The sequence below is a fragment of the Sedimentimonas flavescens genome (assembly GCF_019264375.1).
In the GTDB taxonomy this organism is placed as follows: domain Bacteria; phylum Pseudomonadota; class Alphaproteobacteria; order Rhodobacterales; family Rhodobacteraceae; genus Rhodobacter; species Rhodobacter flavescens.
In genome coordinates this window covers 1-24797 of sequence record NZ_JAHVAI010000021.1, presented here as the reverse complement: position 1 = coordinate 24797, position 24797 = coordinate 1, and the positions used below count along the sequence as shown (strand labels likewise).

Sequence of the window (24797 nt, the reverse complement as noted above, 5' to 3'; positions counted from 1 at the left end):
ACTGCGCGTCGTGCCGTATGTGCCAATAGTAAAGATCTCGGGCTTTCTACCAACCATTCACGCTCTCCCATCTAGGTTCAGCCAGTACCTCGTATGGCGGCGCTCGCCAGTTCGGCTGAGCGCACCTTGCTCGACCAGATCCTGCAGATCGCGGGTCGCGGTTGCGCGTGAAGTTCCGGTGATCTTGAGATAGTTGTCGGCGCTGAGGCCGCCTTTGAAACCGCCAGGGCCTTCCCGAAACATTCGAGCGATGGCCTTGGCCTGTCGTTCGTTCAACTGGTCTCTGTGACGATCGTAGAAGTGTGCCTTGCTGATGAAGAAGCCGACGCGGTCGAGTGTTGCCTGTTGGGCCTTCAAGACAACTTCCGCGAACCAGACGAGCCAATCGGTCACGTCGAGTGTTTTTTGATGCTGCTCGAGCTGGTCGTAGTATGCCTTGCGCTCCTTCTCGATGGTGAAGGCGAGCGAGATGAGCGTCGGCTGGCCGATGTTCTGCGCCAGCGACTTTTCAGCGAGGGCGCGACCCAGGCGGCCGTTGCCGTCTTCGAATGGGTGGATGCTCTCGAAATAGAGGTGGCTTAGCCCTGCGCGCGTCAGCGCTGGAAGCGGCTCTGCTCCCCCCGGCCCGGTCTTGTTGAACCAATCCGCGTATCGCTCCATCTCAGGCATGACCCGCTCTGAGGGCGGCGCTTCGAAATGGATCGTGGGCCGGTCAAGGCGGCCGGAAACGATTTGCATCGCCTCGGCGTGTTGTCGGTAGGCCCCGATGGTTTCCAACCGACGGTCATGGGACAGTAGCATCCGATGCCAGCGGTACAGTGTCTCATGGGTCAGCGGCTCTGCAAAACTGGAATAGACATCGACCATCATTTCCGCGACGCCCTGTTCGCGCGGTTTGGCAGGGTAGCTGTCCGGATCGAGGCCCAGATGGCGGCGCAGCGAAGACTGGACACTGAGCCGATCGAGGATTTCACCCTCGATGGCGCTCGTCTGCATCGCTTCCTCGCTGAGCAGTTCGATGCGGAGTTGCTCGCGCTCCGGCTGGCTGACATGATGGACCGCGCCGAGGATTTCTCCGGACGACAGCAGGAACCTCTGCTCAAACGGCTCCACAGCGGAGGCGTCATACCGGAAATCCGGCCAATCGGGCAGCGTCCAGTTCCAAGCCATGAGTTATAGACATCCTTTCTATAACTCATATCTAGATCACTTTTGAGGCATAGAAGTCAACTCTATCGCTCAAAGGACCTGCGGGATGGGATGGCTCACAAACCGACGCGAGGCCTTGAGCTAGGCCTTTTCAAGGTGCGTCAGATCTTGCTGACGCGGTCTGAGGGTCTTCGGATCGACAGGGTTTTGTTCCGGCGCTTGAATGAATGGTTCATAGCGAACGTCCGCCATGGCGCCGTCGAACCAGGCAGGCTGCACGTCACCATTGTTCCATTGATAAAGGTAGCCAACCAGATTTTCAGATGTCTTGCAGAGGATGCGCATGATCGGTTCGCCAGTCAGGCGGGGCTTCGTGTTCATAATGCGTTCCTCCAAAGGGGACCTCGAAACTATTCAACAATGAGGTCATCAAAAAATCTGTTCGGCGGTGTTAATGGTGGCCCAATGCAACTTCAAGGCGAATGGCCGCGAATGGGCAGAAATCCACCGGCGAAGTGAAAGTTGTCCTTTCAGATAGGTTCCTTAAGGTCCGGGCTGCTCATGCGGCGATGCAGCACGAGCAGCAATTTCTTCCAAGATCTTGTCGATCTCGCCCCATATGCGTGGTTCCACCTGGCCGCGGATCAGGGCCCATTTACTCAAGACGTCGAGGGGGTCGTGGTCCCGGAGGAGGACACCCAGGCTGGCCGCATCTACTGCCAGAGATGTACGGGCCTGCCACTGTGTATTGCGAGTGCGCCGCTCCTCCACGACTGGGGCGAAGACCGGCGACAGTTGCCAGCCTTTGACTGCACGGCGCAGGGCGGCACGCACCACATGTGCTGGCTCGACACCACAAGTCTGCAGCGCTGCTTCCTGTCGTTCGAGTGCGTTGACCCTGATGTCGATCTTCCGCGTGGGGCTCAAAGCGCGCGCCGATACGGGAGCTCTCAGGCTGGTATGCGGGTCTGAGCTTTTCGCGGTGACTTGGTGCGGCGCCACGGCACCTTCCGGCACAAGCTCTGACCCGTGCCGATCCGCGTCAACGTCAGCGGCTGGGGTGCCTGTCTTTGTTGCTGTGACCTGTGCCTCATCTTCCTTCCCGGGAATCTCGCGGTCACCCTGTTGCAGGGTGGCGGCGTAGGCTGGGTCGGGCCTAGTGATGGTCGGGATCTTCTTGCGCAATCGACTGTCCTCACGCAGCAAGAATATTGTTGAGGATGTCCGTCGCCTCCTCGAGCGCCTCGACGACATGACGTACATGTGGACGCATCAGAGGGTTTGGATCAGATTGCTTTTCCAGCGCCAAGGCGTGGAGAAGCCCCTTCTGATCCATCTCCTTGTAAGTGTTTCGTCGCATCATGACGGTCTCAATCACCGGAAAACGGGTGAGCGCTTCTTCAATCAGGGCGGCGTCAGCACGGGTCGTTTTCGGGTCGACCATGTTGAGGACGACGTGGTGGCGCGGAAGGCTGGAGGGGTCGTCAACACGGGATTTCAGTTTCTCAAACCAATCAGAAGTCTGCGCTCCGACATCGAAATCAGACGTCGACAGCATGACGGGCGTCACAATGTGGTCCACAAGCACCGCGATGCCGTCTGACCATTCGGCACCGACCCCTGCGGTATCGATGAAGATGAAGTCTGCCGTGCCTGCCATGTAGACCTGATCGATCTGATCCTCGACACCCGCCACGCTTTCGACGATGGCCGAGCAGAGAAGCGGCGAACTCAGCCCACCGGCTTGCGCCCGAGCATGCCAGGCCCCGAGTACTCTTGTGCTGTCCGTGTCGATCAACATCACCCTGCGTCCGGCGGCGATCGCGGCACTGATCAAGGCGCGCGAAAGCGTCGTTTTTCCACTGCCCCCTTTCCGGGCCATCGCTGCGATCACCACAAGATTTTCGTTCGGCATTCTCATCCTCCGCAAAAATAGTGAATCGAAACGATAATGCAAAAATGTCGCTAAACGCATGGGGCGGAGGGGTCAAGCAGAAGTCGGGATGCGACCCGCGTTTGGCATGCAGCGGGTGGCGTTGTGCGATGATCGTGCGACGTCTGCCGTGGCGCCTTCAGCATTCGTCGCGGGGCACCACACACCCTCCAAATGTCGTGATGCGCTTGGCGATGTGCTGCGGACGGACTCCAGGTGACGGATAGCGTGCGCCAGACGACGGGAGGCAGCCTCGCGTATGGCGTTCTGCAGGTGACGCGAGACGGTCAGCACGCAGCGAAGCCCGTCTTGCGGGGTGCAAGAGACGGAGTGCAAAAGACGCGATGCGCGAGGCGGGGACCGCATCGCGTGGTGCAATGAGCGCGAAGCGCGATCCATTTGACAAAGGGCGGGAAATCGCCCCTGCAGGGCGATTTTCTACATTGAGTACAAGCCCTTATGGCCGACTCCACTTGCGTTGGGAGTCGGCGGGCTTGTACGAAGTTGGCAAGAAATAGGAACGTTAACTTCAAAATGCCCCGCCGCCGCAGACTGTCAGAGATCGAGCGATCGACCATCGCCCAGGACCGCCGGAACGGCGTCTCCGCGGCGTCGTTGGCAGCCCACTACGATGTCAGCCTTAAGACGATCTACAACGTGGTGAACCACTGGGGTGAGCGTCAGACAGCGAACGGCAGCCGATCGCGGGTTGTGGGGATCCGGGTCTCGGACGACGACCTGCGCCGGTTCGACGCGGCGCTGTCGCGGCGCGGGATTGCGCACCGCTCGGATGCCATGCGCCGCCTGATGCTGGCGGCCGAAGGTGTCTTCCTGCCCGACGACGAGATGTGTGACGAGTTGCGCAGCCTCGGCGCCGCGCTCAACCGGGTCGGCAACAACGTGAACCAGATCGCGCGACGTCTGAACGAGGCCAAGGTGCGGGGCGAGAGACTGTCCTACCCGGCCTCAAGTCACCGTGACGTCCGCGCCCTTGCGGGTCTGGTCTTCGATCTGGCCGACCAGGTCCAGGAGATGTCGCGTGCGCGGCGCAGCGTGCTGGACCTTGAGATCAGCTCTGCCCTGGCGGGCCTAGCCGAGAGGAATGAGAATGGCGCGGAGTGACCGGGTCCGTGGCATCGACCCGGCGCTATTTGACCGCGGCTGGAGCCGAGTTTCGGGATCCTGGCAGGGGCTTTCCAGGGGCGCGCAGATGGTGCGAGCCGCGCGCGGCTATTCGCCAGCGATCTTCAAGGCTATCTCGAAAGGGGGCTGTCACACCGGGGCGCAGCTACGGGCGCAGCTCACATATCTCACGACGAAGTCGACCCATATCTTCGACAGTCGCGGCACCCATGACGGGAAGAAGCAGCTCTCGGAAGCCGAGATTAACCGAGTGGCGCGGCGGTTCGAGAACCAGTGGAACGAGCGCTACAGCCCCAAGCTTGGCCATACGTCGCATCTGCTGATGGCATTCCCGATTGGGACCAGGGGTGAAGAGGTGCGCGATATCACCCAGGCGGTCTGCGAGAAGTTCTTTCAAGGTGAGGGGTCGCAATTCGACTATATTGCTGCAATACACCAAGATCGCGCGCATCCACATGCGCATATCGTTCTGAACCGCCGCAGCAAGGATGGCGAAATGTTCTTTCTCGGGAAGGATCATCACTTCAACTACGACGTCTTTCGCGAGGCGATGGTTGAGGCGGCCCAAGTTCATGGGATCCGCCTCGAGGCGACGCGTCGTCTGGATCGCGGCGTCACGACCTACCGCGCCGAGATCGATGAAATCTACAAGGCTCGCGACGAAGGTCGTCCCCCAGTCGAGCGCCAGAGAACCGGTGCTGACCTGGCGGCCGCTCTGGAAACCGTCCGGCACAACGCGTTGATGTACCGTGGGCTCGCGGCGGAAGCGTCACGTTCGAATTTCGAAGACGTGGCCGAGGCGCTCGAGAGGGCCAGCACCATCCTTGCCAGTGGCGGTCAGATTCAATCTGACGGAGCCATCTATATGTCCCAAGACGAAGCAGCGTTCGACACACTGATCACCGAGTTTTCTCAGAATATTCGCCAGATCGAGGCGGCGATCGACAGGGCGCCGGCGGCCGAGAAGCCGGTGATCGAGCGCAAGCTGACCGACGTTTTGGCCTCGGTCGCGCATCTGAACCCGCTTGGGGATCGCTCCGCCGCTCTGGTCGATGCTCCGTCCCGGGACGGCATCTATGCAAGGCCAAACGCCAGTGAAGATCATCTCGCGCGCCTTGACGACGGAGAGGTCGCGCCAAAGTTGGCCGAGGCGTTGCAGGGCACAGGCATCGACGCCGAGGCAGTGGCCGCGCGTCTGCGGGAAGGGGCAGGCAATGCCGCATTGGAACGTCAGTGGCTGGCACAGGATCTGCAGGCGATTGCCAAAGAAGGGGGACTCGATCTGGAGAGACCTGCGGACCGGGAAGAAGCACTCGACCGGCTGGAAGCTGTGCATGTTCGGTTGGGCGATGTTCTTACCGATGTACGCGTCCTGCGCGCGCCAACCGAGGTCGATAAGGTGGATGACGCTGAGGAAGTGCTCGGTGAGCGGTTGGCGACACCTGGGGGTGATCTCGTGAAGGACGGGCCCGACATTTTTGCCCCATCGGAGCGGCAGGCGTTCAGGGCGCTGGTGGCGCAGTTCCGCCGGACGGATTTCGATCATCCGTTCTCCGACGACCCGTCGGTCCGGCGGGCAGGTGCCGTGGAGGTTGAAGAGGCCCGCGCCGCGTTCGACGCCTACGCGCAGAGATCTCCACAGCATGCCGAACTGGCGTCGATGGCCTGGGACCAGGCGACTGACAGTCGAATGCCGGAGCAATATGCGGTATCTGAGCAGGACCGCACGTTGCATGCTGGCGACATGGACCTCGCCTTGCGGGATCCCTCGGATCATCTCGGTCCGATCACCGAAGAAGTCCGCACCCTCGCCCGCTATCGCACGGAGATGCCGGATGATGAATTCGGGCAGGCCGTCCAGGACGAAATCAATTACCTTCGTTCGCTCGGCGCGTCGCGTGCCTATATCAGCGAACGCAGTTTCGAGATCGAGGACCGGGCGCGACAAGACTACGCCGAGCGCCGGTATCTGGAAGAGACAGCGCCAACGGTCATGGCCTTTGTGCGAAACGCTGACGTCGGGACCTCGGCCTCCGAGGCAGAGCAGCAGGACATCGTCCAGCAGATAAACGAGCGACTAAGCCCCGACGCAATCGACGCGCTGCGGGCCGGTAACGCGGACGTCCTGGACTCATTCACCGAGGATCCGCTGCGCCAGCTGGAACTCGCCAAGACCTATCTCCAGAGCAGCGAGGTCACTGCGCACGGCCCGGCGATGGAGCGCGTTCTCGATGCTCTGGCCGAAGAGCAGATCGAGGCGCAGCGCGCGCGCCACGCCGCGGCACATGGTGAGAAGGGGATCACCCATGGATAAAGGCAAGATTGCCCTCGGTGTATTGAGCCTCGTGCTGGTCGGCCTCGCCATGGGCTATGTCGTGGCGACCGGCTTTGTGATGTTCCGCTATGGGCTTTCACCCACGCGTTTCGACGTCACCCTGCTTGCCCGCGAATATCGGGGTCTGTCTCAGTCCGCACCAAAAGACTTCCTCTGGGTGAACCTCATCCTTGGCGGCTTCGGCCTGGCATCGCTGATGCTGAGCGTCACGCTTCTGGGGGATGCATTGACCCGCTTCGGGACGACGCATTGGCAGACTCGCAGCGAGATGAAGAGGAACGGCTTCTTTGCCAAGCCCGGTGGCGGGTTCCTTCTCGGCAAGCTCGGCTCCCCGAAATCCAGGCGCCCGTTCCTTGTCTCAAAAACCTTTCCCCATGCACTGATCGTGGCGCCCACGGGCCGCGGCAAGGGCGTGGGCTTCGTGATCCCGAACCTGCTGACCTACAAGGGCTCGGCCGTGGTGCTCGATGTGAAAGGCGAGAACTTCCGCGAGACATCGCGCTTCCGCGCCAGTATGGGCGACAAGGTCTTCCGCTTCGCGCCGACCGACTGGGATCGCCCAACCCACCGCTACAACCCGCTTGCGCGCATCGCGGCCATGACCAACCCCGACCGGCAGCAGATGGAGCTGAAACTCACCGCCAAGCTCTTCCTGCAAACCGACAACGAAAAACTGAGCGGGCTATTGGCCGGGGGTATCGACCTCTTCGTGGCGGCCGGTCTTCTGGCCTTCGAGCGCGGCGTTCCGACCATCGGCGAGATTTACCGCATCACAGCCTCGGGGGGCGACAAGCAGAAGGAATACCTGAAGCGTTCACAGGAGGTGAAGAACAAGTCGGCCAAACTGATCTTCGAGCGTATGGCATCGACCAACAACGACACCCTCACTTCCTACCTCTCCCTGCTTATGACATCGGGTCTCGACACTTGGGACAACCGCGCGATTGACGCGGCCACCGCGACCTCTGACTTCTCATTCCGGGATATCCGCCGCCGCCCACATGCGATCTATCTTGTGGTCGAATCCGAGATGATCCGCCCGCTTGCCCCGCTGATCCGCCTCTTTTTTTCGGACCTGATTGCCTCGCTGCAAGCACAGGAGCCCGGCGATGACGAGCCTTGGCCGGTGATGATCATGCTCGACGAGTTTGACCGGATCGGGAAAATGCCGATCGTCGCCGAGAGCATCAAGACGCTGCGCTCCTTCGGCGGCAACCTCGCCATCGTGACCCAGACGATCCCGGCGCTGGACGAGATCTATGGTGAGAACACCCGCAGATCGCTGCAGGGCGGCGCCGGCGTGAAGCTCTACCTCACCCCGTCCGAGCAGAAGACCATCGAAGAGTTGAGCCAGGCCGTGGGCAAGACAACCAAGCGCGTGGTGACCCGCTCCCGCGCTGTTGGACGCAATCCGTTTGAGGGGCGCAGCGTTTCGGAAAGGACAGAAGATACCCCGCTTCTTACAGAGGATGAAGCCCGGCGCATGGACCTCGACGAGGTCATCCTTGTGATCGATGCGCAGATGCCGATCCGGGCAAGAAGGGTGAAGTATTTCGAGGACCCGGCGCTCAAGGTGCTGCATGCGGGCCAGTCGGGGAGTTTTCCGTATCCGGACGAGGAAGGTGTGCGGCGGGACCGACAGATGTCTGAGACTCGCGAGACGGTGGAGAGGTTGAAGCAGGAGCTGCAGGAAGTTCGTGAGGCTGCGGGGGCGCGGGAAAATGGTGTAGCGTCGGCGATAGACGAGAAGTCGACAACGGATCCGCAGGATCGGAAGCTCGTATCGACTAGTCGCGCACGTGGCCGATCGGCACGCGCTGCCGCGTCCGGCGGTCGTTCAAGTCAGTTGTCATTCGATCTTGATAGGCTGGGGATCAAGGGGGCGAACAGGACTGAATTGACTGCGGCTGTTCAGACCACAAGGGCAATTATAGCTGAGTACGGGTGATCGTTAGTAAGTCTGCGGCCTGCGCTTCACAGGCAGCTTATTGCTCCAAAATATCCGGCGTGCCGCTCGATTTGTCCGAGTTGATTTGGTTGTGTTGGCGAGAGACCGTTTGGTCTCTCAAGTCAAACCGCCACTAAATTCGTCACTTCAAGCCTATGGCCGGATGCGTCAAGAGGACAGTTTTCGATCGCGTTTTACCCCGTAGTGGATCATTTCGGCCATCGGTTTCAGATCGAGGCGCTCCTCCTGCGGACGTATCACTGAGGTGCTGGGGTACGACTTCAGACTTGTCTCAGGACCATTCATAGAGACACGTAGCAGAAAGACTCTCCGTTGAACGCTGATCTGGATCAGCATGGAAGCGGCTGACCTCGGCGATACTCTCAAATTGCACCGATGCGGACCTGCGTGGCCCTCGGAATCCTGGCCCGCGACGCATGCGGTCTTCGCCTCGTCGAGGCGAGAGAATTTTCCACGTACACAAAACACTTAGGAGAACACCATGGCGAAGGGCAAAAGCCGTCGCGGCCGAGAAGACAAGAAACCGAAGCAGAAGAAGGCTGAACCGGCGCCGGCGCCGTCCTTCAGCAAGGGCCTGACGATCGACACAAAGCCGAAGGGGAAAAAGGCCTGACCCGGCTCGTCTTGCGCGATCGCCCGGGCCTGGGCGCAGAACGTGCATCCAAGCGGCAAGTCGGCAAAATTGCCCACTTGCCGACAGGATTCTAGCATGAGGGCCTGGACGCTACCTCGACTCGACCTCCGCGGCACCCGCACCTCACCCTGGAAGAGCGTCGCGCCGGTGCGCGCGGAGCTTTTCGGTATCGAAAGGCTGGAGCAACACGCCGCCAGCCTGGCGGAGGTCCAGCGTATATGTGCCTCTTCACCGCGTGTCGCGTCACTGCGCCAGCGACTGGACGATAATGCGACGGCTCTGAGGGCCACTCACAAGGCCTGTCTCTCAGAGTTGGCGGCGGGAAAACCTATTGTCCCTGCTGCCCAATGGCTGGTGGACAATTTTCACAGGGTCGAGGCGCAGGTGCGCGACTGCCGTACGGATTTGCCGCCCAGCTACTACAAGCTTCTGCCGAAACTCGCCCAAGGGCCGTTTCACGGTTATCCGCGTGTGTTCGAACTAATCTGGGCCTATGTCGCCCATACGGACAGCCATCTCGACGCCCCCGCACTGGCCCGCTTTTTGCGCGCCTATCAGCAGGTACAGCCCCTGACCATAGGAGAGCTCTGGGCGGTTCCGATAACGCTCCGCCTCGTCCTTCTGGAAAACCTGCGGCGGCTGGCCGACCAGATCACCTTCGGTCACAGGATGCGCCTGTCGGCGGATGCCCTTGCGGATCGGCTCCTGGAGGCCGACCAGACCGGGATCGGGATGCCTGCAGATATTGACGCGTCCGAGCCCCTTTCCGAGATCTTTGCCGCCCAGTTGGCGAAACGGCTACGCGACTGCGACCCTGTCACGACCCCGGCCATCGGCTGGCTTGAGGATCGGCTGGCCAAGCAGGGGTCGAATGTCGACCTGGCGGTCCGGCATGCACAGGAGCGTCAGGGCGCCTCGAACGTCACCGTTCGAAACGTCATTACCAGCCTGCGCACGATCGCAGAGACGGACTGGCCAGAGCTCTTTGAAAGTGTCAGCCTGGTCGATGCGAAGCTGCGGGAGCATCCGGGATTTTCCGCGATGGATTTCGCCAGCCGCAACCTCTATCGCGATGCCCTCGAGGATCTCGCTCGTCACAGTGACTACAGCGAATTGGATCTGGCCGAGCAGGTGCTGGCGACGGTGGGGGCTGCGCCGGAAGCGGATGGCGACCTGATTTCCGAGGCGGAAATCCTGCGCAGGAGCGATCCGGGCTGGCATCTCCTCGCCGAGGGCCGGGCGGCCTTCGAGCGCCAGATCGGCTATCGTTACAGGGGACGGCATCGCCCGCAGGTCCGACCCGGTCTCGCAGGATACCTTGGCAGCATTCTTTGTGTCACTCTTGGGCTGCTCGCGCTGAGCGCATGGAGTCTGGTGGCCCTTTCCGGCCCATCCGCGTCGTGGACTGTGCTCGCGCTCTGGTTTCTCGCAGCGGTCATCCCGGCCAGTGCCGTCGCTCAACTTATCGTTGATCGCATGGTGGCCTGGGCCGTACCTGCCACGGCACTGCCGGGACTGGCGCTTGAGAGCGGCGTGCCGTCTTCGCTGCGCACGCTCGTGGTTGTGCCGACAATGCTGACAAATGGCGCAGAGCTGACCGAACAACTCGAAGGGCTGGAAGTCCATTATCTGTCCGGCGCCCAAGGAGACGTGACTTTTGCAATCCTGACCGACGGGCTGGACGCCCCCGGACAGCACATGCCGGAGGATGCGCCACTTGTCGCGTTGATCGACGTCGAGGTTGCGCGACTGAACCAGGTCTACGGGGCGGGTCCCGCCGGTGCCCGCTTTCTGCACCTGCATCGTGACCGCCGTTACAACGCCGCCGAGCAGATTTGGATGGGATGGGAGCGCAAACGCGGCAAGCTGCACGAGCTCAACCGTCTGTTGCGCGGTGCCGATGATACCGACTACCGCACGGCAGAGGGTCATGTGCCAGCCGTGCCTCCTGAGGTGCGCTACGTCCTGACGCTCGATTCCGACACCCGGATGCCGCGTGACGCGGCCTTGCGGCTGATCGGCAAGATGGCGCACCCGCTGAACCAGCCGATCTTCGATACGGCCCGCAGCCGGGTCAGTGCTGGTCACGCCATACTACAGCCGAGGATCACCCCCGCCCTGACACCGGAACGGCACGGCACGGCATTTCAGCGCGCGACCTCGGGTCCGGGCGGGATGGATCCCTATGCTGCAGCTGCGTCGGACGTCTATCAGGATCTCTTCGGCGAGGGCTCCTTTACCGGCAAGGGCATCTACGACGTCGATGTCTTCCAAGAGGCGATGGCCGGGCGCGTGCCCGAAAATGCCCTTCTCAGCCATGACCTGCTTGAAGGCATCTTCGCCCGGGCCGGGCTCGTCTCGGACGTGGAACTGATCGAGTCCTTCCCCGACCGACAGGACCTCGCCGCGCGGCGCATCCATCGTTGGTGTCGCGGCGACTGGCAACTGCTGCCCTGGCTTGGCCGGGAAGGCGGGCTGGGCGCGCTGGGACGGGTCAAGGTGCTGGACACGCTGCGCCGCTCATTGTTGGCCCCGGCCACGCTTGTCCTGTTGACACTGGGGTGGCTTCTGCCTGGCCCGGCGGCCTTGCTGGCGACGGCTCTGGCGCTGGTCGCCATGAGCCTGCCCGCTTTCCTGCATGCAGCCCTTTCCGCCATTCCGCATCAGCGCCGCCTTCACATGGGCAACCACCTGCGCCTGATGCAGGAAGACCTGTCGCTTGCCGTGCTGCAAACCGGGCTGGCGATCAGCTTTCTCGCCGACGCCGCCTGGCGCGCGCTCGATGCCATCGCCCGCACACTCTGGCGATTGACGGTTTCACGGCGGCATCTCCTGGAATGGACCACGGCGGCCTCGGTCTCGGCCGCTCCGCGCCCCGATCTGCGGGGATTTTCCCGTGCCATGGCGCCGGGGATCCTGCTGGGACTGTCGACCACAGGCCTGGCCGGCTTGGCCGCCCCCGGTGCGCTCCCCCTGATCCTGCCCTTTGCAGCCCTCTGGCTTGCCGCGCCGCTCATCGCCTTTCGAGTCAGTCAGCCTTCCCGCGCACAACCCGACGCCGCCCTTACCCCGCAGGACGCCCAGGAATTGCGCCTGATCGCACGCAGGACATGGCACTATTTCGAGACCTTCGTCACGCCAGAAGACAGCCATCTGCCCCCGGACAACTTTCAGGAGCAACCACACGCGACGCTCGCGCACAGAACTTCGCCCACAAATATGGGGCTTTATCTTCTGTCCACTGTCACAGCCTGCGATCTCGGCTGGATCGGCCTGCGTCAGGCGGCCAGCCGGATCGCCGCGACCCTTGGCACGATGCAAGCGCTGCCGCGGGTAAAGGGGCATTTCTACAACTGGTACGACACGCGAGACGGCAGGGTTCTCGACCCGCCCTATGTCTCGTCGGTGGACAGCGGCAATCTGGCCGGCCACCTGATCGCACTGGCCAACGCCTGCGAGGACTGGGCCGCGCATTCCGGCGCGACGCCACGTCAGAGATCTCAGGGGCTGACCGATCTTCTTGACCTGGTGGAGCGTGACGCAGAGCGGTTAATGTCCCCGCTCAGTGACTCCTGCTCCGAGGCGATCGGATCGCTGCGCGATGGCCTGAAACAGGCTGAAGTGAACTGGCCCTTCCTGCAACGCCTGGCGGCTAAGGCCGAACGCGCCACTCCGCCTCCGGCGGCTATGCCCCCCCATGCGCCCCGATGGCTGTCCTTGCTTCGCGACGGCTTGGCCGAAGCCGCGACAGATGCCGCGTCAACTGAGGCCGACCATGCCGCTCTGGCCGCAGAATTGCATCGGCTGGGAGTGCAGGCCCGCGGGCTCGCAGTGGACATGGATTTCGGCTTCCTGCTCGACCCCGAGCGCAAGCTGCTGTCCATCGGCTACTCGGTCCATGAGAGCAGTCTCGATCCGTCCTGCTATGACCTCCTGGCCTCCGAGGCGCGTCTGGCCAGTCTCTTCGCCGTCGCCAAACAGGATCTGCCGCTGCGCCACTGGTTCCGTCTGGGGCGGACGGTCACCGCAACCCGTGGCGGCGCCGTTCTCGTCTCCTGGGCCGGCTCGATGTTCGAATACCTGATGCCTGGACTGGTGATGCAAGAACCCGAAGGCGGTCAGCTGGGTCGCACCTGTCGATTGGTCGTCGAGAGACAGATCGCCTACGGACGGGCGCAAGGCGTCCCTTGGGGCATTTCGGAATCCGGTTTCAACGCGCGGGATGTGGATTTCAACTATCAGTATTCCACCTTCGGTGTGCCGGGGCTTGGGCTCAAGCGCGGACTTGCCGGGGATCTGGTGATCGCGCCCTATGCAACCGGGCTGGCCGCGATGCTGGATCCCGGTGCTGCACGGCGGAACTACGACGACCTGGAGGCCATGGGTGGCCTCGGGCTCTGTGGCTTCTATGAAGCCCTCGACTTTACCCCCGACCGTGTGCTGCCGGGTCGCCGCGTTGCCGTGGTGCAAAGCTACATGGCGCATCATCAGGGGATGACCATCGTGGCCATCGCCAACGCCCTGACCGGCGGCCTGATGCGCCAGAGGTTCCACCACGAACCGATGATCCATGCCAGCGAACTGCTGCTCCAGGAACGGCTGCCGCGCGATATCGACCGCGCCTTGCCGCCGCTTGAGGACGCCAGGCCCGGCGGTCCGACGCCGTCCGAAGCGGACCGGGGCCGCCGGATTGCCGGCCGCCCGGGCGGCCCCCCGGTCACCCATCTCATGTCGAATGGACGCTACGCGGTTATGCTGACCGCCACGGGCGGGAGTTACAGCCGCTGGGGCGATATTGCGCTCACCCGCTGGCGCGAGGACGCGACCCGGGATCCGCATGGCGCCATCCTCCACATCCGGAATCTCTCGGACGGCTCTGACCAGAGGTTCGGACCTGGCGCGCCGGATACTGCCGACGCGGAGGACGTGCAGTTCTTCGAGGATCACGCGACCTTCACCGCCCGGACAGGCCAGCTCGAAACGGTGCTGGATGTTCTCGTCTCGGGCGAGGCGGATGCGGAGGTGCGACGCCTGTCGGTGACCAATGGCGGGCGCAAACCCCGGGAACTGGATGTAACCTCCTACGTCGAATTGACGCTGGCGGATCCGGCCTCAGAACTGGCGCACCCGGCCTTCTCGCGGATGTTCGTTCAGACCGAGTTCCTGCCCGAATACGGCGCGTTGATAGCGTGGCGCAGGCGGCGCAGTCCGGAGGAACCGGAAATCTGGGTGGCGCAGTTCTCCGTGGTCGAGGGGACGACCGTCGCGCCGCTGCAATATGACAGTGATCGCAACAGCGCTTTCGGCCGCGATCATGACCAGACCCAGCCGCACGTCATAACCGATCCGGCGCCTCTTGCCGGGACCGCTGGCACGGTGTTGGATCCGGTTTTCGCATTGCGCAACCGGCTCCTGATCGCGCCTGGGCGCACCGCACGGATCCTGGTCTGGATGGTGGCTGCCAACAGCCGCGAAGCGCTGATGGATCTGATCGACCGGCATCACGACCGCAGCGCCTATGACCGCGCACGGACCCTGGCCTGGACCCAGGCTCAGGTGCAACTGCGCCATCTAGGCATCTCGCCGACCGAAGCCGCCGACTTCCAACGCCTCGCCGCCCCTGTCCTCTATCATGATCGCCGATTCCGCCTGCCGTCTGCCACCTTGTTACGTGGCGCCGGACGTCAATCCGGCCTTTGGCCGCTCGCGATTTCCGGCGATTTGCCGATCGTGGTGCTGCGCATCGACGATCCCGCCGATATCGGACAGGTTCGTGCCTTGCTACAGGCCCACGAGTACTGGCTGGGAAGGCAGCTTGCGGTCGATCTGGTGATCCTCAACGAGCACCCGGCCTCCTATGTCAAGGATCTGCAGACCGCCATCGACATCGCCTTGCGCAGCAGCCATTCCCGTCCCGGCGACGACACGCGACCGGCCCGGGGCGCCGTGATTGCGCTGCGCTCCGACCTGATCGCACCAGATACGCGGGCGCTTCTCCTGGCTGCGGCGCGGGTTGTGATGCTGGCCCGGCGCGGCATGATCGGCGAACAGCTCGACGCCCTTCTTGCCGATCCTGTTACGGCTGACACCATGACCGCAGACACGCGACAGATTGGCCCCGCCCCGCAACCCGCCAATGCGCTCCGACTGCGCGCGAACAGACGTGACAGAACCGCCCCGCAGCGGGACGAGGCCAGGCCGCCATCCGACCGCCCGAACCTCGAGTTCTACAATGGCACAGGCGGGTTCGACCGGGAGGGACGAGAATATGTCATCCGCCTTGGCCCACCGGACAGCACGCCTGCCCCATGGATCAACGTGATCGCCAATCCGGACTTCGGATTCCAGGTGTCGGCCAGCGGCAGCGGTTTTACCTGGGCCGAGAACAGCCGCGACAACCAGCTAACGCCCTGGTCCAATGATGCTGTGGCAGACCCTCCGGGCGAGGCAATCTACATCCGAGACGACGACAGCGGCGTGTTGTTTTCACCGACTGCGCGCCCTTTGCCGCTTTCTGCAGGGGCCGGTCCGCACATAGTACGCCACGGCTTCGGCTACAGCCGGTTCGAGCATCAGGCGAATGGCATCGACTGCGAATTGGTCCAGTTCGTGCCGCGCGCCGATCCGGTCAGGGTCTCGCGGCTGTTCCTGCGCAATACAGGGACGCAGCCCCGGAGGTTGAGCGTCGTCAGCTATAGCGAACCCGTCATGGGTCAATCGCGCGCCGCCTCGGCCCCGTTCCTCGTGACCTCGCACGAGCCGGAAACTGGCGCGCTTCTGGTCCAGAATCCGTGGAACACCGCTTTTCCCGGCCGGGTGATGTTCGCGGCGCTCAACGCGCCTTCCGGTTCGGCCGAGGCCTGGACAGGAGATCGCACCGAATTTCTGGGCTCGGGCGGCAGCCATGCCGATCCCGCCGCACTACGCCGGGGCGCCGTCATCTCGGGGCGGGTCGGAGCGGGGCTCGATCCCTGCCTCGCGATGATGAAGACCCTGACCCTGGCCCCTGGCGAGAGCATTGAGCTTGTCCATCTTCTCGGCCAATGCGCAGACGCGGAGGCGGTCGTCCCGCTTCTGAAAAGGCTGCGGTCCGCCGACATGCAGGCCGAACTGGCAGCGGTACAGACCTATTGGGACGACACGCTGGGCGATCTCCGGATCGAGACGCCGGACCGGGCGATGGATATCATGGTCAACGGCTGGCTGCCCTATCAGGCGCTCGCCTGCCGGATCGAGGCGCGCGCGGCCTTCTACCAGGCAAGCGGCGCCTACGGGTTCCGCGACCAGCTGCAGGACAACATGGCCTTCATGCTGACGCGCCCCGACCGCACCCGCGCGCATCTGCTGCGGGTCGCCGCCCGCCAGTTCCCGGAAGGCGACGTGCAGCACTGGTGGCTGCCGCATTCCGGCCAGGGGGTACGGACGCGCATTTCCGACGATTGCGTTTGGCTCGGCCATGCTGTCGCCGCCTATGTGACGAGTACGGGCGACAGGGCGATACTGGACGAACAGGTGCCCTTCCTCGAAGGGCATCGCCTCGGAGAGACCGAGCACGACGCGTTCTTCCTGCCCGACGATGCGGGCCACGGTGCGGCGCTGTTCGATCATTGCGCCCTGGGGCTGGACCGCGCACTCAGCCTGACCGGGGAGCACGGTCTGCCGCTGATCGGCAGCGGCGACTGGAACGACGGGATGAACCGCGTCGGCGCCGCCGGCCGCGGCGAAAGCGTCTGGCTGGGCTGGCTGCTGCTGCAGACGCTCGGCGCCTTCGTGCCGCTTGCAGAAAAGCGCGATCCGGCCCGGGCACGGCGCTGGCGCGAGCTGGCCGAAACGCTGCGCCTCTCCATGGAGACCCATGCCTGGGATGGGGACTGGTACCGCCGCGCGACCTTCGATGATGGAACATGGCTGGGCGCGGCTGACGCACCGGCCTGTTGCATCGACTCGATCCCGCAAAGCTGGGCGGTGCTGTCCGGGCAGGCCGATCCCGAGCGCGCACGGCGCGCGATGGAGGCCGTCGACCGCCTGCTGGTCGATCGCGAAAACCATCTGGCACGGCTGTTCACGCCGCCCTTCGGGACCAAGGCCGACGCGGGCGGGCAGGACCCGGGCTATATTGCCGGCTATCCGCCAGGGCTGCGCGAGAATGGCGGGCAGTACAGCCATGCCGCGATGTGGGCCATCCTGGCCTGGGCGCGACTGGGGAATGGAGCGCGCGCGGCAGAGCTCTTCGCGATGCTCAATCCGATCAACCACGCCCGGACACCCGAAGGCGTGCAGCGCTACAGGACGGAACCCTATGCGGTCGCCGCCGATGTCTATTCCGTTGCCCCGCATATCGGACGCGGCGGCTGGAGCTGGTACACGGGCGCGGCCGCCTGGATGCACCGTGCGGCCATCGAAGGCATCCTCGGCGTGACCCGGGACGGAGACCGTCTGCGGATCGCCCCCACCATGCCACCCGACTGGCCGGGATTTTCCATGACGCTGAGGGTGGCAGGCACGTCGTGCAGGATCCGGATCGAGAGAGCGGATCATCCGAGAGCCACGCTGGATGGCCACCCCATCACGCCCTGGCCGGTGGTGTTCCTGCCCCTCGACGGCGGGTCTCACGACCTGAACCTGACTCTCGGTCCCCTTGTGTCGACCGAGACGTCAGCCGAAATCGACAGTTCTGTGCTCCCGATCCCGCCGGATTGACCGCCTGTCTAACCGACGCCACTCAAGCGACCCGACTCCGGGTGACCGCATTGCAGCCGAAAGGCACCTAACGTGACCACGCTGACGACCTATCACAAGACCGAATACCGCTACGGCGAACCCGTTCTGCTTGGACCTCATCGAATGATGCTGCGCCCGCGCGAAGCCCGGGACCTGCGGCTGGTGTCGCATGAGATCACCCTCACGCCCCATGCCGATATCACCTGGGCCCATGACGTTGCCGGCAATGCGGTCGCCACGGCGCAGTTCAATCAGCCGAGCGACCATCTGATCATCGAAAGCCGTGCAACCGTCGATCTGACCGCCGCGGTCTGGCCGGTATTCGCCATAGCGGCGGAGGCAATCAGCTTTCCCTTCCTTTATTCAGGCGACGACTGGGCCGACCTCGGCGCCCTGACGGCGCCACAATATCCCGACCCTGACGGCAAGTTTTCCAGCTGGGTCGAGGGCTTCGTCCTTCAACGCCCCACGGATACGTTGTCTCTGCTCAAGGATATCGCCAACGGGGTGTCGACGCAGATCGCATATCAGGGGCGAGAGATGGAAGGGACACAGTCGCCGCTGGAAACACTTTCCCGCGGTTGGGGCTCATGCCGTGACTTTGCGGTGTTGTTTGCCGAGGCCGCGCGCACGCTCAGTCTCGGTGCCCGCATCGTTTCCGGCTATCTCTTCGATCCCGAGACGCGCCTTGTCGGATCTGAAGGGGCGGGTTCTACCCATGCCTGGGCCGAAGTCTTCATTCCCGGTGCCGGCTGGGTCGCGTTCGACCCTACAAACCGGAGCGTCGGATCAAAGAACCTCATTCCCGTGGCGGTCGCCCGTGGCATTCATCAGGTCGTCCCGGTCACTGGGAGCTTCACGGGGTCGGGAAACACCCAGCGAAGCATGACCGTTGAGGTGCGCCACGTGGTCATCGAATACTGATCACCGCAACCCCGGTCCGCGGCGACCGATCGAGGAGCGCTCCGCGTCGGTTTTCGGGGTAGAGTGAGAACGAAAGACCACATATTGCGCGACGTCAGGACCTCTCCGCCGTCAATGCACTGGAGACTCCGGAATGACACACCTGCCCACCTACGAGCCTTATCTTGCGCTCGCGCTTCTTCTGGTTCTCTTCGCGGGTTTCCTTTATGAGCGGTTCGCCCCCGAGGTGACGGCCGCAGCGGTCGCGGCGTTGTTTGTCGTTTTTGGACTGGTGCCTCAAGACACTGTTCTGTCGGTTTTTTCGAATCCCGCACCGATCACCATCGCCGCGATGTTTATCCTCAGCGGCGCCCTCGTCCGCACCGGGTTGCTCGATGTACTGGCAAACCGGGTCGTAGCCGCCGCCGGCCAGCGCCCCATTGCGGCAACGGGCGTGTTTCTGGCTTCGACCCTCGTGGCCTCGGCGCTCATGAACAACACACCTGTCGTCCTGGTGCTGATCCCGGTCGCCATAAGACTGGCCCAAAGCCTCGGCCTCGCAGCGACACGCCTGTTGATCCCGCTCTCTTACATGGCGGTGCTCGGCGGGACCTGCACGCTGATCGGAACCTCGACCAATCTGCTGGTCGATGGCGTTGCCAGAGAGATCGGGCTGGCGCCCTTCTCAATTCTGGAAATCACACCGGTCGGTCTGGTGGCCGCGGCCACCGGCGGATTGACCCTGCTGCTACTCGGACCGCTCCTGCTTCCCAACCGCAAGGATCAGACGGATCTGGGTGCGGCAGGTGAGGCGGATTTCCTGACCGAGTTGCGCCCAAAGGATGATTTCTGGGGGCTGGGTCACGCCTTGGGGGATATCGATGATCTGACCCGCCCGGGTGTGACGGTGGTCGGAATACGTTCCGGTGCAGAGGTTAGGCGTGACGACGTGCTCGATCACATCCTTGCCGCTGGTGACCGGCTGATCGCGGTTATCCGCACCTCCGAACTGCTGACGTTGAGAAACAGGAAAGGATGGGATGTCGGACTGCGTCAGGGGCCGACAGCCGGGGATAGTGCCGAAACAACAGTCGCGGAGGCGATCGTCACGCTCTCGCATCGCAGCCGCGGTGTACGGATCGCGCAACTGACCATCGGGTTCAGGTATGGCATGCGTGTCCTTGGGGCACATCGTCATGGGGAAAGCCTCGGCCCCGACCTCTCGACCACGCTCCTCAGACCTGCGGACAAACTGCTATTGGAGGGAACCGACGAAAGCTACGACCGCCTGATCGAGGCCGGGGACCTGGCTGGCGTCACGATGGCCGGAGGGCGCCCCTTCCGACGCGGCAAGGCCCCGCTCGCGCTTGCGGCACTGTTTGCAGTGGTGGCCCTGGCCGCCATCGGTGTGGCGGACATCAGCCTTGTTTCCCTCGTCGCCGTGGCCTTCATCCTCGTCCTGCGCTGCATCGACAACGATGAGGCCTGGAGTTCCATCGACGCGGGCGTGCTCGTTCTGATCTTCTCGATGCTGGTGGTTGGTGCGGGGCTGCAGCACTCGGGCGCGATTGCCTTGATCGTCGGTGCCATTGCCCCGCCGCTTGCGGACATGCCCCCGATCATCGCCCTGGCCGCGGTCTATTTGCTCGCTTCGACCTTGACGGAGGCGGTCACCAACAGTGCGGTCGCGGTCGTCGTGACCCCTCTGGCGATCGGACTGGCGGACCAGATCGGGGTTGATCCACGCCCCTTCGTTGTCGCAGTCATGTTCGGAGCGAGCGCAAGCTTCGCGACCCCGATCGGCTATCAGACCAACACGCTGGTCTATGGCGCCGGCAATTACAAATTCACGGACTTCATCAAGATCGGTCTGCCGATGAACATCATCGTGGGGGCCGCCGCAATCCTGGCAATTCCGGTGTTCTTTCCCTTCTAAGACAGCCGCTGAAAGAGCGGTCTGGAAAGCTCCTTGGCTGGCGAAGTGTGAGCATGATATGTGCATAGTCTCTTCGTGCCACCCGGCGAGAAACCGCTGTGCTGGGGGCCGAATTCGACCGCGTTCAGTTGAACGAGACCTAATCGTGGAGAGGATCGAGCTGCGCCAAGCGTCCGGGCTAATCTGCGTCAGTGCCGCCAAGTCCTGAGAAGTTGTATATGGAGACGTGCCCACCGGACATTTCGAGGCACGGTTTTTACGAGTACCTGAGAGGCGTGTGGACCTGCTTATCCCGAAAGGTCGGCATGTCGATGCGCTTCTTATTTCCCGGTAGATGAATGGAAGGACAAACTGATGACGCTGGATACCAGTAGACCATCCCTGAAGATGAAATCCGTCGAAACCGCGTGCAATGACGCGCCTACAGGTTCGAAGAAAGATGCCGCGCTCCAGCACCTACTCGCAGCTCAAAAAGCTCGAAAAGAAATGAGCGAAGCCGAGACGAACGTGGAACTCGACGCGGCCAGAAGCGCGCTTGAGTAACGGTCAAGCGCCTGTCGCGACCTCCTGAGACGCTTGCTGAAGACTGAGGGCGACTCTGTCATTTCAAAAGCGGTCCGGTCTGATCCAGATACGCCGGATCGAACCCGGCAAGCTCCGCCAGCCCGCTGTAGTCGTGAAATGCCACGTGACCGTCCCGGAAAGTCACCAGACCGCGTTCACGCAATTGCCGCAACACACGGTTCACATGGACAGCGCTCAATCCAAGCGCGTCGGCAAGGTGATATTGTGTGAGCGGGCAGTCGTACCCCTCCTTGCTCCCCATGCCTACCAGAGCCAACCGCGATCCCAACTCCAGCAGGAGATGCGCCATCCGTGCTCCCGCGTCCCGCCGCCCAATCCCGACGAGATGTTCAACCACCATCGCCTCATCCCGCGATGCCGCCCAAAGGATGGCCGTTGCGAGCCGCGGTGTCTGCGCGAACGCCTCGAGCAGATCGCCCGTCAAGACTTCGGCAGCCTCTACGTCCACGATAGGCTCGAAACTGTGGTCTGAGGTACGCAAAAGCACGCTTCGCAATCCCAGAAAATCGCCGGGCACCTGAAAATCGACGATCTGCCGCGTTCCATCCGGCTGGATCTTGTAGGAGCAGACCCAGCCCGCGGACAGGATGTAGGCGGCCTGATCCGATTGTCCCTGATGGGCCATGTCTCGCCCGGCGACAAAGGTCCGCCGACGCCCGTGCAGACGCGCAAGCACGGCAAGTTCGGGCTCCGACAAAACGACAAAGGCCGAGAGCTTTCGGGTGAGCGGGCTGGCCGCGATCGGTGTCATGACCCTTTCCTTTCGGTTACGGAGGATCTGCCGAGATCCGCTCAGGGACTGCTTTCGATCAGCCCAGCATAGAGCATTTCATGCGAACATGAGGAATTCATCAGACTGGTTTCACTGCCAGATAGTGATATGATGAAAGGAATACACCAGATGTCTACATCGAATAACGCTGCAGGACTGGCCGCCCTTTCGATCTGCGAGTCACTTCTACTGGCCATGAACGATCGCGGATTGCTGCCGGAGAATGATATCGTTGGCGTGCTCCGCGACGCTGCGGCCACCCACGAGAACACCATCGACACTGAGCCTGACGCGGAAATCCACCGGGCAGTGGCGGCGCTCATCAACCAGATCATCGCGGGGGGCAATTCAGTGCGGAGACCACCGGCATGATGCATCCAATCGCAATGGAGCTGCACCACCCATGAGGTTTTCGTCCTACTCAGACAACGGGCCGCCTCAACAGCCTGGCCGACAGGACGCAGCCCAGAGCAAAAGAGGCGAACAACGAAACTCCGACCCCGCCCTGCGGGACACCGGATCGCATGCGGGAGCGGTGTCAAATGCTGGCCATTCATCAGCCGAGACCGGCTGCGCATCGCAGGAGTCACGGTTTACCCCATCGGACTGGGCGCGGACGCTAGCGGCGTATCGACAGCCTGTCCCGTCGCGTAGCGTTTTCGAACTCGCGATCACACTCGTCCCGTTCGTGGCGCTCTGGGCCGTTGCCTGGTGGGCGCTGTCGATCAGCACCGCGCTGGCGATCGTGCTGGCGCTGACGAACGCGGCCTTCCTCGTCCGTCTGTTCATGTTTCAGCACGATTGCGGTCACGCGTCGCTGTTTCGCAACCGGCTCCTCTGCGACTGGATCGGGCGGATGATCGGCGTCCTCACCTTGCCCCCCTACGATGTCTGGCGCAAGACGCACGCAATCCACCATGCCACGACCGGAAATCTGGACCATCGGGGTGTCGGAGACATGCCGATCCTGACGGTCAGCGAATATCAGGACAAGAGCCGACTTGGACGGGCGGGCTATCGGCTGATCCGAAATCCGGTGTTCCTGTTTGGCGTGGTGCGGTTCTATACATTCTTCCTGCAGTACCGCCTGCCCGTGCGCCTGATGCGATCCGGCTGGCGGTACTGCCTGAGCGCGATGGGCACAAACGTCGCTATTGGCCTTTCACTGATGACGATCATCTGGCCGCGGTCGCCGGCATGTGGTTCTTCTACGTGCAGCATCAGTTCGAGGATACAAGCTGGCGGCACGAAGGGGACTGGAACATTCAAAACGCGGCCCTGCACGGAAGTTCACACTATGCGTTGCCGGTATCCTGCGCTGGATCAGCGCAAACATCGGCGTTCACTGTGTCCATCATCTGGCCAGCCGCATTCCCTTCTACCGCCTGAACGAGGTTATCCGGGATCACGATGTCCTGGCACAGATCAAGCGCATAACACTTTGGGAGAGCTTCCGCTGCGCGCGCCTCCACCTCTTGGACGAGCAGCGCCACAGGCTTTTGTCGTTAGCGGAGGCCCGGGCAATTTCCGCCTGAGGTTGTGCGATTTGGCTGAAGGACAAGGAAACAGGCCCTGGTTGAGTGTGCGGAGGCACTGTCCCTCCTGGTGTAAAAAGGAAAATCGGCCCAATGATCGACAAACTTGCATCTCTGCCCCATGAGGCAGCCGACACGCTCGCGCGACCCTTCGCACGCTTTCTGAAAATCGAGGCGGCAGCGGGTGCCCTTCTTTTCCTGGCGGTGTTGCTGGCGTTGGGACTGGCGAATTCGCCTTGGCACCGCGTTTTTCTGGATTTCTGGGAAACTCGTATCGGCCTGACATTCGGCTCATGGGATTTCAGCCGCTCCCTGCGCCACTGGGTCAACGACGGACTGATGACACTCTTCTTCTTTGTGCTCTCGCTCGAACTCAAGAGGGAAATCGTTCTGGGCGAATTGAGAAATCCTCGACAAGTCGCCTTGCCTCTGGCGGGGGCCGTGGGCGGCATGGTGGTTCCAGTCGCAATGTATTTGACGTTGATGTCCGGTGAATCCGGAATGCATGGTTGGGGAACCGTGATGGCAACCGATACGGCATTCGTAATCGGGTGCCTCGCGCTATTCGGAAACCGAGTTCCACCTACCCTGCGTCTTTTCTTGCTCTCGCTGGCGATATTCGATGATGTCGGCGCGATTCTCGTGGTCGCGCTCGGGTACGGAGAAGCCCTGAACTGGTCGGCACTCGGGTTAGGTCTGCTGGGAATTGGTGCCGTTGCAAGCGCCTCGCGGCTCGGAATCAGAAGTGTTCCGGTCTATTCATTGATAGGAGCGGGAGTTTGGCTGTGTATTGACGCATCCGGCGTCCATGCGACCATCGCTGGCGTCATTCTGGGTCTCATGACACCCACCCGGGTCTGGGTCAGCGATGCACGTCTACGCGGGATCCTGGGGCGTTTGCTGGCCCATCCTGCCGGTGAGCATTGGAGTGGCGATACCACAGAACGCCATGACCTTCTCCAGGCAGGGACAGCGGTCACGGAATCCGTCTCTCCAGTCGAGCGTCTCGAGATGATACTGCACCCTTGGGTCGGCTTTGCAATCATGCCGATTTTCGCGCTGGCGAATGCCGGCATGACGTTTCAGGGTGCTGATTTCCAACAAACTGAATAGCCCCTAGATCTGTAGACGCCTTCTTCCCTAATTTTGAGGCAAGGAGGCCGAGATGGGCAAAGGCAATTT

At 62.5% G+C, this 24797-nt stretch carries 15 protein-coding genes and 1 pseudogene; 11 read left to right on the top strand and 5 right to left on the bottom strand.

All coding sequences use genetic code 11. From position 1 onward, the window contains the following. Positions 1 to 57 precede the first annotated feature (57 nt). The 4 genes from KTQ37_RS15205 to KTQ37_RS15190 form a co-directional block, all read right to left on the bottom strand. Positions 58 to 1170, bottom strand: a complete 1113-nt coding sequence (locus KTQ37_RS15205) for a Fic family protein (RefSeq protein WP_218631360.1) — start codon at positions 1168 to 1170, stop codon at positions 58 to 60. Positions 1171 to 1290: 120 nt separating this feature from the next. Beyond that, positions 1291 to 1530, bottom strand: a complete 240-nt coding sequence (locus tag KTQ37_RS15200) for a hypothetical protein (protein ID WP_097147513.1) — start codon at positions 1528 to 1530, stop codon at positions 1291 to 1293. A 162-nt stretch (positions 1531 to 1692) separates the two neighbouring features. Further along, positions 1693 to 2334, bottom strand: coding sequence for a hypothetical protein (locus KTQ37_RS15195; RefSeq protein WP_218631359.1), 642 nt, complete (start codon positions 2332 to 2334; stop codon positions 1693 to 1695). A gap of 10 nt (positions 2335 to 2344) precedes the next feature. Continuing rightward, a complete protein-coding gene (locus tag KTQ37_RS15190; RefSeq protein WP_218631358.1) occupies positions 2345 to 3064 on the bottom strand; it encodes a nucleotide-binding protein in 720 nt (239 codons plus the stop codon). A gap of 552 nt (positions 3065 to 3616) precedes the next feature. Between KTQ37_RS15190 and mobC the strand changes: the two genes are divergently transcribed. The 8 genes from mobC (at position 3617) to KTQ37_RS15155 (ending at position 21266) form a co-directional block, all read left to right on the top strand. Further along, the gene (gene mobC / locus KTQ37_RS15185; RefSeq protein WP_218631357.1) at positions 3617 to 4204 is read left to right on the top strand and encodes a plasmid mobilization relaxosome protein MobC; all 588 of its coding nucleotides are present in this window, start codon (positions 3617 to 3619) and stop codon (positions 4202 to 4204) included. Continuing rightward, positions 4191 to 6539: a relaxase/mobilization nuclease domain-containing protein gene (locus tag KTQ37_RS15180; RefSeq protein ID WP_218631356.1), complete on the top strand. Its 2349-nt coding sequence runs from the start codon at positions 4191 to 4193 to the stop codon at positions 6537 to 6539. Before mobC ends, KTQ37_RS15180 begins: the two co-directional genes overlap by 14 nt. After that, a complete protein-coding gene (locus tag KTQ37_RS15175; protein ID WP_218631355.1) occupies positions 6532 to 8508 on the top strand; it encodes a type IV secretory system conjugative DNA transfer family protein in 1977 nt (658 codons plus the stop codon). Before KTQ37_RS15180 ends, KTQ37_RS15175 begins: the two co-directional genes overlap by 8 nt. A gap of 502 nt (positions 8509 to 9010) precedes the next feature. Then, on the top strand, positions 9011 to 9142 hold the full coding sequence (locus KTQ37_RS16915) for a hypothetical protein (RefSeq protein ID WP_096804700.1): 132 nt from the start codon (positions 9011 to 9013) through the stop codon (positions 9140 to 9142). A 96-nt stretch (positions 9143 to 9238) separates the two neighbouring features. After that, entirely contained in the window at positions 9239 to 17863 is an 8625-nt protein-coding gene (locus KTQ37_RS15170) for a GH36-type glycosyl hydrolase domain-containing protein (RefSeq protein ID WP_236021267.1), read from the top strand. A 72-nt stretch (positions 17864 to 17935) separates the two neighbouring features. Further along, positions 17936 to 18808: a transglutaminase family protein gene (locus tag KTQ37_RS15165; RefSeq protein ID WP_218631354.1), complete on the top strand. Its 873-nt coding sequence runs from the start codon at positions 17936 to 17938 to the stop codon at positions 18806 to 18808. A 133-nt stretch (positions 18809 to 18941) separates the two neighbouring features. Further along, positions 18942 to 20723, top strand: coding sequence for an SLC13 family permease (locus KTQ37_RS15160; RefSeq protein ID WP_218631353.1), 1782 nt, complete (start codon positions 18942 to 18944; stop codon positions 20721 to 20723). Between the two features lie 354 nt (positions 20724 to 21077). Next, positions 21078 to 21266, top strand: coding sequence for a hypothetical protein (locus tag KTQ37_RS15155; RefSeq protein ID WP_218631352.1), 189 nt, complete (start codon positions 21078 to 21080; stop codon positions 21264 to 21266). A gap of 58 nt (positions 21267 to 21324) precedes the next feature. On the opposite strand, the gene KTQ37_RS15150 is transcribed toward KTQ37_RS15155, so the two are convergent. Continuing rightward, positions 21325 to 22059: a Crp/Fnr family transcriptional regulator gene (locus KTQ37_RS15150; RefSeq protein ID WP_218631351.1), complete on the bottom strand. Its 735-nt coding sequence runs from the start codon at positions 22057 to 22059 to the stop codon at positions 21325 to 21327. A gap of 150 nt (positions 22060 to 22209) precedes the next feature. On the opposite strand from KTQ37_RS15150, the gene KTQ37_RS15145 reads away from it, so the two are divergent. From KTQ37_RS15145 to nhaA, 3 genes and pseudogenes are all read left to right on the top strand, one after another. Beyond that, positions 22210 to 22452, top strand: a complete 243-nt coding sequence (locus KTQ37_RS15145; protein ID WP_218631350.1) for a hypothetical protein — start codon at positions 22210 to 22212, stop codon at positions 22450 to 22452. A gap of 163 nt (positions 22453 to 22615) precedes the next feature. Further along, a pseudogene (locus tag KTQ37_RS15140) lies at positions 22616 to 23615 on the top strand (fatty acid desaturase). Positions 23616 to 23708: 93 nt separating this feature from the next. Continuing rightward, positions 23709 to 24728, top strand: a complete 1020-nt coding sequence (gene nhaA / locus KTQ37_RS15135) for a Na+/H+ antiporter NhaA (RefSeq protein WP_236021266.1) — start codon at positions 23709 to 23711, stop codon at positions 24726 to 24728. Positions 24729 to 24797 lie beyond the last annotated feature (69 nt).